General features: G+C 48.2%; 9 protein-coding genes. 1 reads left to right on the top strand and 8 read right to left on the bottom strand.

Annotated elements, in window-relative coordinates; all coding sequences use genetic code 11:
• Nucleotides 1-67 precede the first annotated feature (67 nt).
• The 6 genes from AC4E8D_RS01975 to AC4E8D_RS01950 all read right to left on the bottom strand — a co-directional run bounded on the left by AC4E8D_RS01975 (nt 68) and on the right by AC4E8D_RS01950 (nt 6,972).
• Nucleotides 68-2,020 carry a glycosyl hydrolase gene (locus tag AC4E8D_RS01975; RefSeq protein ID WP_221823785.1) on the bottom strand — a complete coding sequence of 651 codons (1,953 nt, stop codon included), beginning with the start codon at nt 2,018-2,020 and terminating at the stop codon, nt 68-70.
• A complete protein-coding gene (locus AC4E8D_RS01970; protein ID WP_490205790.1) occupies nt 2,013-4,013 on the bottom strand; it encodes a heparinase II/III domain-containing protein in 2,001 nt (666 codons plus the stop codon). Before AC4E8D_RS01970 ends, AC4E8D_RS01975 begins: the two co-directional genes overlap by 8 nt.
• Nucleotides 4,014-4,270: 257 nt before the next feature.
• A complete protein-coding gene (locus tag AC4E8D_RS01965) occupies nt 4,271-4,927 on the bottom strand; it encodes an SGNH/GDSL hydrolase family protein (RefSeq protein WP_150365255.1) in 657 nt (218 codons plus the stop codon).
• A gap of 113 nt (nt 4,928-5,040) precedes the next feature.
• On the bottom strand, nt 5,041-5,838 hold the full coding sequence (locus AC4E8D_RS01960) for an NAD-dependent epimerase/dehydratase family protein (RefSeq protein ID WP_221823953.1): 798 nt from the start codon (nt 5,836-5,838) through the stop codon (nt 5,041-5,043).
• A 109-nt stretch (nt 5,839-5,947) separates the two neighbouring features.
• Nucleotides 5,948-6,277, bottom strand: coding sequence for an AzlD domain-containing protein (locus AC4E8D_RS01955; RefSeq protein WP_062837141.1), 330 nt, complete (start codon nt 6,275-6,277; stop codon nt 5,948-5,950).
• Nucleotides 6,268-6,972, bottom strand: a complete 705-nt coding sequence (locus AC4E8D_RS01950) for an AzlC family ABC transporter permease (protein WP_036616527.1) — start codon at nt 6,970-6,972, stop codon at nt 6,268-6,270. The genes AC4E8D_RS01955 and AC4E8D_RS01950 overlap by 10 nt, the downstream gene beginning before the upstream one ends.
• Before the next feature lie 373 nt (nt 6,973-7,345).
• On the opposite strand from AC4E8D_RS01950, the gene AC4E8D_RS01945 reads away from it, so the two are divergent.
• On the top strand, nt 7,346-9,346 hold the full coding sequence (locus AC4E8D_RS01945; protein ID WP_221823781.1) for a methyl-accepting chemotaxis protein: 2,001 nt from the start codon (nt 7,346-7,348) through the stop codon (nt 9,344-9,346).
• A 191-nt stretch (nt 9,347-9,537) separates the two neighbouring features.
• Here the strand turns inward: AC4E8D_RS01945 and AC4E8D_RS01940 are convergent, their stop codons facing one another.
• On the bottom strand, nt 9,538-10,734 hold the full coding sequence (locus AC4E8D_RS01940) for a DUF2087 domain-containing protein (protein ID WP_339306529.1): 1,197 nt from the start codon (nt 10,732-10,734) through the stop codon (nt 9,538-9,540).
• Between the two features lie 219 nt (nt 10,735-10,953).
• Entirely contained in the window at nt 10,954-12,927 is a 1,974-nt protein-coding gene (locus AC4E8D_RS01935) for a methyl-accepting chemotaxis protein (protein WP_490205789.1), read from the bottom strand.
• Nucleotides 12,928-12,981: the final 54 nt, after the last annotated feature.

Genomic DNA, 12,981 nt, shown 5'->3' with positions numbered 1-12,981 from the left:
CACGAATAACACTTTTAACTATCATTCGAGATGTTTCGAGATCTAATGATCCTCAACCTGAACACCTTCAGTTAAACTCGCCCAATCGGATCGAAAATGTCAGACTACGGGCTCCGCTCACTTCAATTCGCGCTTCCTTCAGCAACCCATTACGGGAAGCCACAGCCTGCTCTTCCAGATGAATAATGGCTCCCTGATCCAGCGCTGTAGATTCTACATAGGCCCCCCGATACTCCGTTCGCACACTATGATCCGTATGGGTAATCACCGCCTGTTCACGGCCATCATGGAACATCAACGGAATGAGTGCACCTGCCGCCGTGATCTCACCTTCAAATTCATACGTTATGGTCAGCAAGTCTGCCTGCTGCACATAATGAGTGCGCAATGTTTCCACGCCAGGCAAGGGACCAACCCATGTCACAGCAAAAGAATTCTCGGAGGTGTTTACTCTCTCTTCCGCCGCTGTTTCCGCCAGATGTCCCTCTACTTGATTCGGCGTATCCTGGCCCACTTTTTCATACACGATTGACCCACCTCCCTGAGCAGGGTCCAATCCAACGTCACGATCATATGCACCACCGGATGGAATCCCCTCTGCAAGACTGTGCCATACTCCATCTGGTGTCTTCCAGGCAGGACAGTAGCTGAGCGGACGGACCGCCCCTTCGGCAAATTCCGTGAATCCGGCCTGCACATGGCTGGCGGCGGACGGACCAATCAGACCAGGTAACCCCGTCTGATGAATTCGTACCAAACCAGGGATCGTATACGGATCATTCATCGCCGTGTGTAATACCAGTTGCTGGCCAGGTATAGAGGCAATGACGGTTTCGAACCACCCATCGGCCTGCAAAACCCTACTTCCGAGTTCGGAAGGAAGGTATACTTCGCCCACATCCTCTCCCGGATCACTGAGACAAGCGTGGGCCAGCGCTGCTGCCGTCCACAGGTTGTAACAGGTGTGGTTGGTATAGATTTCGTACCCGTGCCGATCTTCTGGCGCGTATTCATTGCGTACAATTTTCAAGCGTCCATCATCCATCTTCCAGCGCTCAACAGCAGCAAAACACCGATTGGCCGCACGTGCAAAAGCACCCGCCATCACCGGATCTCCCGCCTCCAGAGCCTGCGTTGCATGTGTAGAACATACATAAGCTGCGGCAGCTTCATTCCACTGATGCTGGGAGCTGCGACCACGTGGTGGAATCTCACCTAGCGGCGAGAGCGACAGTAACGAGCTGAAGGCACCATGGCGCAGCTGCTCACGTAACGTATCGGCAGTAGTTCCCTCGTAACCAGCTTCAAGCATCACCCCAAGGTGATACCGGGTGGCAATATCATAGGAAAATGGACAATTCGGACGGTCCAGCGGTCCATCCTGATACAACCCAAGTGCCGTAAACCGTGGCAGATGATAGGCTTCCAGATAACGATCCATCCAAGTTGTATCCTCACTTGCCAGCTGTTCACGCCACCGCAGATATTCGCCAGAGATCATGATAGCGTTCCAGTTAATCATGCGATTTGGATTGTTCATCTTGCTCATCGTAAATACATAATCCTGTTCAGGACTGATCGTTTTGAGTGCCTCAGCCCAGATCTTTGCTTGTTCCGGCAGATATGACTTCAATAACATGTAAGCTCGCATCATGAGCACTGGATAAAAATCAGGATGATTGTCAGGTACGCTACCTTTCACCACGGCATCAATGCTCTGTGACAGGGCTGCCGCTGCGGAATCAAGCAGACCTGTACGCCCCGCGTCAACCAGAACTGCTGCCGCCATCGCATAGGCTGGTGTAGCATAATATCTCTCCACACCCGAGAACGGGTCGATAATTGCACCCTGGCTGTCCTGATATGGTGTATAAGCACGAACAACACTTTCAACAAGTGCCAACTTGCGCTCCCGACTCCAGCCGTCTGCCGGAGCAGGGCCCGCTTGTTCTGCCAATGTACGGTAACGTTCGAGTTCATCTTTCCATGGATACGTGGACGCAGATGTATATTTACTCACGCATGCTCACCTCGGTTTCTCCCATTTTCGGTTCAATAATGAAGCGCACCTCACATACCGTTTCAAGCGGATTAGGGCGTTCTGTCCGAACTTCCGTCTCATCAATTGCACCTGTCCATGATAGTGACGTCCGATAGAATGTGACTGGAACATTGTCATGATCAACTGTGTCTATTGCCTCCGTAAGGACTTGCCACTGGTTCGCATCATACGTCATATGGACCGTTCCATGTACACCTTGCCAGCGAAGATTACCGCTCATCACCACCTCAGGTTGTACTCTGCTCATCCATCGCTCCACAACACTCGAACATCCTGCATCTGAATCGTCCACCGAAGAGAATCGTTCTGCCGAAGACACCATCCTGCTCTTCCAATGAAAATGGTCAATCAGATGCAATTCTGCTCCATTCCTGCTACCGCCAGAAGCCATCTTCCAATGAAATTGGCGCGTATAACGAGCCAGTGAAGCAGCTCCAGAGTAAGCGGATGTCAGATCCAATGTTGTATTCAGCTCACCGCCACCCTCTGCCAGCTTTGCCTCTAACACATGGGCTTGCGCTTGTCGGCCCGAACTTTGCTCCTGGCCTTCAATGAGCGGAACGTTATGCCCGGATGACGAGATGTGTAACAACTGCTCTCTGTCTGGTGCAAAATACGCTTGGGTATACAACCCTGCTCCTGGATCACACAGAATATTCTCACCACCGCAATGGATAATGAACTGCCCCAGATCATTATGGTTGTGAGGTTCATCGTTATGTCCACCTTTAACGGAAATAGCCACATGAAGAGGTCCGCCGTTTGTACGTTTTGTATCTGGAGAATCAAGCGAGCCTTTTGCAATCATCCAACCCAAATTTTGAAAAATAAATCCCCGTTCAGCCTGTGAAGAGGCACCTTCATCACCATACATTTTCGGGTCGCTCCACATCACGTTCCGCAATAGATGAGCCCAGCGATGACAGGGATCTTCGGTAAACAGTGGAATATGAAGTGGCAAATCCACCTGCAACCCAACCCGGGACGCGAGCAGGGAAAGCAATCCGGAAGGGATCTCTTCCTTCTCGGCACTGTCCGAATAATTCACATATGTGCCGCCCGACAGATGCACTCGCAGCGGGAAGGCTGCGATGGCTGTTATTTTGGAACCCGTCAGCAGATCTAGTTCGCCCTTACTGTACTCACGAAGCATCTCGGCATAATAGGTGAAATAACCGAAGCCATATACCCAATATCCAATGCCTTCGGCACAGCCGCCATCCTCGCCATAACCGCTCAGGAAGGCGTCCATACAACTGACTGTTTGGCAGATCGATTCCCGTAGTGTTGGCTCATCTTCCAACAGCAACAATGCAGCCATGCCACAGCAGCCACCACAGACTGCCGACCAGTTGTGATCCGCTGTCTGCCAGTGGAACTTCCGCTGATCCCGGTAAAGCGGAGTGAAGATTCGCCGCTCGGCTTCGAATCTGATACGCTCTATGACAAGGCGATCCAGGCGCTCGGCGTGAATCGTTACAACTTCGGCCAACATATGTACCGTCTCTGCGGCGAACAGATCGATGTTTCCATCTACCTGATCGACTTCTCCCGTACCCAGATGCGCTGTCAAACACCACGTATACTCACCACATATGTCCCACAACATATCTTCCAACACTTGCATTGCATTCGGCCTAGACAGGTCCAATGCGAGCATCGTCACAGCAGCCAGTCTGCCCCTTCGATCGAAATAAGCCTCTTCATAGGCTTTCCGCTCACCCGTATCGCTGAACTGTCGATATAAACGGAACGACAAGGAAGGCATGGGTTCTTTCAAGGCACGTTCACCGTAAGCCTTCAAGTCTGTGTATAAGATAGCCAATTCAGGCCGGGATAACTTCTCCAAGAGTCTATCGGCACTTAAGGAACTCCATATTCTGTTCTCAGTTCCACGTTGGTTTATATTTTCATTTTCGACTTCATGAATGGAATCTTCCACTGGATTCACCACTCTTCGTTAATGGATTGTCATACTCACATTATAATGTAATCGATTTCATTTTACCGGATATGATAGCACTTTTGAAGAATTATCCATTAAAACTCTTTCCACGACGTTACTTCCTTCTCCTTCCCAACACAAAAAAACGAAGAACCTTTGTCAGGTTCTCCGTTACATTCTGCCTGTCACCACAGGCTTTTATGGCTATCTTAATCCTGAATACCCATTCCTACTGCCCATATCGTAACTGTCCGCTGTTGTTATTACACAATCGCAAGCGAAGAATTCTGTACAACAGACAACCATTGACGTGCAATCAGCTCATGACCTGCCGCGGTTGGATGTACGCCATCCCATAACCAGTATGCTGCATCCGCCTGTTTCAGAGCATCATTAAAAGTCTGCTGCAACGGCACCCATACAGCTCCAAATTCTTCAGCAAGACCTTGAGCCAGTTTCTGATATTGACCGATATACTCTTCCCAGGCTTCCCATTTCTCCGCGGTCGCTCCGGTTCTGAGAATAAACGGCTCCATCAGAATCAGCCCCGTATCCGGCATCACTTCCCGTGTTTCTTCGAGCAAATGTCGATACGCCCGTCCGAAACGATCCGTTACCCCGCTAGGTTCACCATTCATCGTGCGCCAGGCATCATTAACCCCAATCAGGATGCTGATCAGGTCCGGTTTTAGACTAATGGTATCTTCATTCCAGCGTGCGTACAGATCGGATGCCCGATCCCCGCTGATACCTCTGTTATAGAACGTCTTATGCTTGCCCGCCAGTTCCATACCCAGTTTGCTGGAGATCAGATACGCATATCCGTGTCCGAGAAAATGATTCGGATCATCATTGCGTGATCTTCCCCCATCTGTAATCGAGTCTCCCTGAAACAATATAACGGATGGACTTGTACTCATGATTGAAATCGTTCCTTCCTCTTGGCAAAATGGAAATACTGAACACCTCAGTCTCCATTTTATCCCTTTCGGTCACAATAGAAAATAGCGTTTTCATCACTGAGGGTCGCCATCTATGAATCTTTTGGTTCTTTCTCCACATGGCCTCCGCCTTGATAGGCTGTCTCGTCGTGTTTATCGGGTACGCCCCTAAGCTTTGCCTCTTCCCACAGTTCGGCTGCATCATCCTGAGGACGGTATCCAATCTTCTGTGCCAGGTAGCCAATATCATAGTAATTGTCTGTATTCGCTGAAGTCCCGTACAGATTCAGATATTTCATATCTGAATCGGCTTCAATACAGCACTCAGCGAGCTGGACCATGTCCCTTGGTGAGATCCAGATATGAGCCGAGCGCTCCGAGTGCGGGTATGTATCACCTGAGAAGTTCCCAATCCGAATGTTGAATGAGGACAGGTCATATTTGTCAACGTAATATCGTCCCAGCAGTTCAATATAACATTTGCTAAGTCCATAGAAGCTGTCCGGCCGATACGGGTCATCCACTTCAATATCTTCCCCTGTAGGATAGAAGCCTGTCGCATGGTTGGAACTTGCAAAGATCACCCGCTGAACACCATTCAACCGTGCGGCTTCATACACATGGTAGGCTCCGGTTACGTTGATCGGCAGAACTTTGCCCAGAAAATCTTCCTCATCCTTGGCCCATGCAATGTGCAGAATGGTGTGAACCCCCTGCATTAGTTCCTTCAGGCGTTCCCCATCGGTCACATCCATGGCTACAATGCCAGCTTCCTCGTCTTCTCGCAGATCAGCCGCAATGATGTCATACGCACCCTTGGCTCTCAGCCCCTCCAGCAGACTGCGACCAATCACTCCGGCAGCTCCCGTAATTAACAGTTTTCGCTTCAGTTCACTCATGAATCCAGCTCCCTTCGCTCAGATAGGTTATCTGTCCTCTATAGAACAGTATTAACCGATCAGTCGAAGGAATTACCGGATTTTACAATACAACCTGCAACTATCCAATCCAATATCGCAGTATCATCATAGCCACAATACCAACCAATACGGTTCCAAGCAGACTGCGTGTCCAGATAGCTACTGCAATCGTAGGCAGGGATGCCCACAGAGCTGCATTGTGCGTAATCGGCACTAACTGGTTGTCTGACATGAACAGTTCCTGACCAATTAGCGCTGCCATGACCGCTACAGGTACATACTCCAGCCAGCGTAACAACCACATTGGAATCTGTATCTTGCTGAACAGCATCAGTGGCAGTACACGCGGGATAAATGTTAACAGTGCCGAACCCATAATAATCCAGAATACATCCCATCTTACTTCCATCGTTCCATGAACACTCCCATCGTTGCCGCAATGACCGCAGCCACAATGACACTCATGCTGCCAAGTGAAGCCATGCTGGCGAAGATTACACAGACAACGGCGATAATCGCCACATTAATGTGTATTTTTTTGTTTTTGCGATGCACTAACTGGAGTACAACCAGTCCAATAAACATGGCTGGCAGAGCATAATCGAGACCCAGTCGTTCCGGATTGGTGATCCAGCGTCCAAAGTACGCTCCAGCCATATTAGCCACGAACCAGTTCAGATATGCGGTAATATTCAGACCGTGCATCCAGCGTTCACTCAGCCTTTCCCTGCCAATTGCACGTGTCATCGCGACGCCAAAAGATTCATCGGTAAGCAATGAACCAATCCACATATTTTTAAGCGGGGTCAGATGCCGAAAATATGGTGATACAGCTGCACTGAGCAGCAAATGACGAAGATTCACAAAAAATATGGTGAACATGATTGCTACTGCTGACCCATTCGATGCGAGCATGCCTGCTGCAATGAACTGAGCCGATCCTGCATATAAAATCAGGCTGAGCAGAGCTGTTTCCGCCAGACTCAGACCTGCGGTCATTTCAATGACACCCGCCGCAAAGCCAATACTTAAATAACCAAGCAGGGTTGGGATACAATCTTTGACCCCCTGCATGAATGTAGCCTGATCCTGAACCTCTTCCATGTTCTCCTGTCCAGATATCTGTAGTGTACTTTGGTCCAACTGCCGTACAACCCCTCTCCAATTTCTGTCCCCATAAACCGATATATATGGATGAGTATTAATTCAGGTGCATTTTTCGTACCACATTAATTCAGAAATATACCACAAGATGTGCACTAAGGGAGAGACAGATTACTTTTTATAGAACAGACGTAATCCTAAATACCTACAAAATCGAAAAATATTATCGCATAACTCATAAATCATGTTGAATAAACGCGAAATTTGTCATACGATAGCACCAGAAACTTCTGGAAAGGATGGAATGAATATCTTTTATCAGATGGGCTTGTCCACTAGACATGGGGATGGGTTACACAGAGGGGGAATGTGTATGAAGAAAATTCGTAAACAAGGGGTCAAAAGAACAATGCAGATGAGAGAGAAACTGATTTTGTCATTTGCCATTGTATTGCTCATTCCAACCATTAGTCTTGGCATTATCTCGTTCCAAACAGCCGATGCCAAGGTTGAAGAGAAAATGTATGAGAACGCGATCAGTAGTGTTACTGTGCTCAACCAGACCATTGACCAGATCATTGGTGCAACACGCAAAAATGTTGATTTCCTGGCAAGTCAGCTGGATGCAGGCAATGTCGGACCCAATCAGGGTGACGAAACAGATACCATCCGTACCTTGCTCGACGCGTATAAGGAAACACATGATGACGTGGAACTTGCCTCCATCGGTACCGATCAGGGCGTGTATATTAACTCCCCTGTAACTGCGGTGAACAAAGAAGGATATGACCCGCGCGAACGCCCGTGGTATCAGGCTGCTACGCAGAACAAAGATGTCCCTACCGTAATCACCCCCTACTTATCAAGCAATACCGGCAATGTTGTTGCTTCGGTAGCTCAGACCTCAGCGGATGGCCATGGTGTCGTCTCTGTCAGCCTGTCGCTTGAAGCCCTCTCGAAGACGGTTAACTCCACGAAGATCGGCGAGAAGGGTTATATCTATATCATTGATAATGCCAATAAAATCATTGTACATCCTACCGAGAAACCGGGGACCGAAGGAACCATGGCACCCTATAAAGATATTTTTGCACAGAAAAACGGAAGTCTGACCTATACACTAAATGGAAACCAGGAACACGCCTTTTTCTCTACCAATGAAACGACGGGCTGGACCGTGGTTGGTGTCATCGACAGTGGGGAAGTGACAGCATCTGTCCGTCCGATCCTATACACCACACTTATTGTTGTAGCGATTGCAATTGCGGTAAGCTCCATCATTATTTTCTGGATTGTGCAATCCATCACCAAACCACTGAACCGCTTGGTGAAGGCATCTGACGAAATTAGTAATGGTAATCTGACTATCGAGGTTGCGGTATTAGGACAGGATGAATTCGGCAAGCTGAGCACCAGCTTCAATAAGATGAGCGAATCCCTGCGAACCGTTATTCAGGACGTGCGACACACGGCTGATGAATTAACCGCCTCATCCACACAATTGGCAGTCAATTCATCGGAGACAACCAAAGCAACTGAGCAAGTCGCCTTGATCACAGAAGAATCCGCAGCTGGACTTGAGAAACAAGCAAGCAGCCTGAAACATACGGCACTGCAGATGAATGAGCTTGCTGGAGGTGTGGGACAGGTAACGAACAGCACACAGCAAGTATCCGAAGCTGCCATGCAAGCAAGTGAGCTCGCGGATAAAGGGAATGCGACCATGCAGACGGCCGTATCCGAGATGAGTTCCGTCAGTCGCTTTGTGCAAGGAATGGCAGACACCGCTGGACGACTTGAACAGCATTCCACATCCATTGGTGAGATGGTATCTGTCATTACAGATATCGCTGCACAGACCAATTTGCTTGCTCTCAATGCTTCTATAGAAGCAGCACGTGCAGGTGAGCATGGACGCGGCTTCTCCGTTGTTGCCAGCGAAGTCCGCAAGCTCGCGGAACAATCCAGCCTGTCCGGACAGAAGATTGTAGAGATGGTCGGAGCGATTCAACAGGAGATTTCAATGGCCAATCACAGTGTGCAGATCGGGCAACAGGATGTAAGCAACGGCATTCGTGCCGTTCAGTTTGCAGATGAAGCTTTTGCCCAGATTAGTGAGGCTGTCGGGGTCGTTAATCATCAGCTTGAGAACATTGCAGCCGCCTCACAACAGATGTCTGCAAGTACAGCCGAAGTGGTGCAATCCATTGATCAGATCCACGCCATATCGGAAACCAATGCCGATGGAACGGAGAACATCTCTGCTGCTACGGAGGAGCAAGTGGCTTCCATGCAGGAGATATCATCCTCTGCTGACTCGCTTGCCCATCTGGCTCACAAGCTGCAGAAGCTGGTGGAACAATTCAAGCTGTAGTCGTTGAACTAAAGATTGTTTACACTAACACTACGATGACAGAATAACCTTCCAATCGCTGTTATCGTGCAAATGATTGGTTCAACTTATATAACAAGTAGTCTGTAACACCAAAAACCCCTTTGCCATCACATTGGCAAAGGGGTTTTGGGTTATAAAGGGTGTGGCAATTCAGAAAGGAAATAACTCTCCTATTCAGCAGATTGCTTTTTATCTCCGTGGTATCCTTGATCTCCGTAGGGCTCTAACTGTTCAAACCAGCGATTCAGACATTTGGCGAGTGCATCTTTGGAATCGTTATACGGGTTATCGTCTTGTTTCAATGTCTCCAGCACCTCGATTACAAACGCATTCTCTCCATATTCATTCCATTCAGCCTGCAACTTTCGATTCAGATGACTACCCATCTGTAACATGAACCGTTGTCCGTTAATGGTTTTCAGGTTAAGTGTGCTATCGATATAAACTTTGCCGTTACGTTCATTCCGAATTTGGTAGACGCCCGCTTCCGTTTTGACTTCTTTGGCCTGTTCCTGCAATTCTTTGCGACGATTCATCTTCTCCTGCTCCCTCTTTTCTTTGCGCTCCGGTTTTCCAACTTCGGCGCTCTGTTGTTCTGCGCGGCTTCCCAGCCAATACTGACTGCCGTCTGGCTCACGTTCCAGCAAGCCATAGTCGATGAGATACCTCCGTATTTCCACGTAATCGTCATGAACTTCCTTCAACAGCTCATTGACCTGTTTCTCGGAATATTTGTGCTCTGTCTCGAATCGTTTGGCAATCTCGATGAGCACGATATATTTATGCTTTTGCTGCATTTGAAACGTCGTCAGCGGACCACCGGTACCCTCTGGAAAAAATTTATTTAGCACCTTCTCCCGATCCTGTACTGTAATATCAAATGAATCACGATGGATTGTATGTCCATGTCTTGTCACCGGTGACACCCATTCGGCTGGAGCCTGGGTATCCTTACTTTTGAGAAGTTCCATTAATGCCAGGAATATTTTGGCCTGCCGTTCCTTTTCCTTTAATACAAACCGATGATTCCGAATCGTGGAGGCACTCCCGATACCAAGGGCCTTTTGTACTTCAGCATCCTTCTTTCCTTCATGAAACTGGGCCAGCAATCCACGCTGGACATCAGACAATCCGGTTACGCTTTTATCCAGCTCCAGCAAATATTCAAATACCGATCCATGAACCTTCTCAATATGCACTCGCATATAACGGGCTGCCTCATAGAGCACTCCTTCTTCAGGATAGATAATCCCGGCTTCCGTCCTGTATCCGCAGCAGACACATATATAGGCGGGACCCTCCTCCGTATAACCACGCTTGATCTCTTCCAATGAAGCTGTTTGCAACCAGGATTCCGATGATTTCATGTAAAAGCTCCTTTTTCTCATTGTTATGGTCATTCCAATCGTATATTAATTAAACATTTATTATTTTCGTTTGTTCATTTATAGATATAATATAATTTTGTTTATATTATGTCAACATAATGGAAAAGGATACTGTGTTTGAAGACACAACGGATACCCCTTTGCTCAACAGAAAAAAGACCGCAGGGTCGCAACCCTGCAGTCTCATTTCAATCCCTGTTACAACTTAAACCGTTCAATCATGCTTTGCAGATCTTCAGCCATACGTGACAATGCTGCCGAAGAAGCTGCAACCTCTTCCATTGTAGCCAACTGCTCTTGAGCCGCCGCTGATCCATCTTCCGTTCCAGAGGCAATTCTGTCCGACAGAACCATTGTATCATTTACTGCCTTGTTGACATGACTCATGCCACCATCAATTTGACGGGAAGCCGTGGATACTTCTCCAGCTTGTGCAGCCACCAACTGTACCGCAGTACGAATGTTATTGAATGCTTCGCCCGCTTCTGTAACCATCTGCGAACTCTTCACCATGCCTTCTCCCGTACGGGCAAAAGTGGATTGTACCGCATTGGTTTTCTCCTGCATCTCATGCATAAGCTCATTAATCCGCTCGGCTGAAGCGCCTGAACTGTGAGCCAGTGTCTTCACTTCGTTGGCTACAACCGCGAATCCGCGCCCTTGCTCGCCAGCTCTTGAAGCTTCAATGGATGCATTCAATGCAAGAATGTTCGTCTGCTTGGCAATGGCCGTAATCTCGGCCACAATCACAAGAATCTCTTCATTTTTCGCGCGCAGATCCTCAATGACTACAGACATGGCTTTGCTCTCATCATTCACCTGCTGAATATGGGTAACCGCTTCTTCCACAGTAACCATGCCCGCTTCCGACTTAGTGGAAGCATCCAGAGCGATACGAGCGGTTTCTTCAGCACTTGATGAGATTTCTTTCACTCCAATGGACATTTCGCCCACGAGTTGGCCTGTAGCAGCAAGACTATTGTTCTGCAAAGTCGTTCCCGCAGCTGCATCCTGCATCAGTTCGGCCACCTGTTCTGTGGCTTTGGATGTCTGCTCGGAACTTGCCATCAGTTCTTCAGAAGATGCTGCCAGCTGGCTGGACGTATCATGTACCTCTCCAAGCACATTACGAAGTGAAGTCGTCATCGTGTCGAAGCTTTCCCCGAGCTGTCCGAACTCATCCCGGCGCTGTAAACCTACCCGAACGGTGAGATCCCCGGCGCTTACTTTGGATGCTGCCTGCGTTAACTGCAGCAATGGCCGGTGAATGCTGCGGATAATGAATATAAGCAGAATCAACCCGATAACCAATGCAGATGCGACAATTGTAATTGCACGGATCAAAATAGGCATTACGGCTTCACTTGCTTCGGAAGGAACCATCTCACCAACAATTTTCCAACCTGTCACCGGATTGGTGAAATACACAGCTTCCACTTCGTGACCATCATATGTATACTTCACCGTTCCACTTTCCTTCGTATACATCTCATTAATGTAGCTTTCATCCGACTGTGTACCGGATTCAATATTGTAGTGGAACAGGAATTTACCCCCGTTATCCAGCATGTACAGTTTTCCTTCTTTACCAATACGTATCTGATCAACGGATTCTTTCAGATGATTGAGACTGACATTAGCTCCGAATACCCCTTTGCCGTCAGCCAGCTTGACTGCTGCGGTCACAACCCATTCGCCCGTCGAAGCCGACTGGAATGTATCTGAGATTACCGGTTCATCCTGGGACATGCCCATCTTATACCATGAACGTTCTCGAGGATCATAATTCTGTTCCTCGGATTCAGGGGACTTCATCCAGCTGCCATCTTCAGCACCTGCAGTAAGTACACCCAGTTCCTTATGATTCTGAGACATCCGATCCATCTGCCTTTGCAGTGCAGGGGATTTAGTAATAATATCGTTTGAAGTCATACCCGCAGCCATCTGAGCTGCGTTATCCTTCTCCATATCGAGCATTTGATTTATCTGCAGACTAAGCATTTCTGTTTTGGCCTGTGCGGAACGAATAATCTCCATTTTAACCTGGTCAGCAGCTTTTTGATAAGACAACCATCCCACGGTAATGCTCGGTACTATCAGGAACAGGAGCAATGCAGCAATCAGGCGTTTTTTTACGGTTAAAGTAAACCAATTTCGAATCCTTTTCTTCATTAAACTATCCCCCATCATAATCTTCACCCATCCTTTTATCGGACAATCGCTGTA

The sequence above is a fragment of the Paenibacillus sp. SRL342 genome (assembly GCF_984798905.1).
The sequence above is the reverse complement of the archived record's forward strand: the minus strand, read 5'-3'. Positions and strand labels throughout refer to the sequence as shown.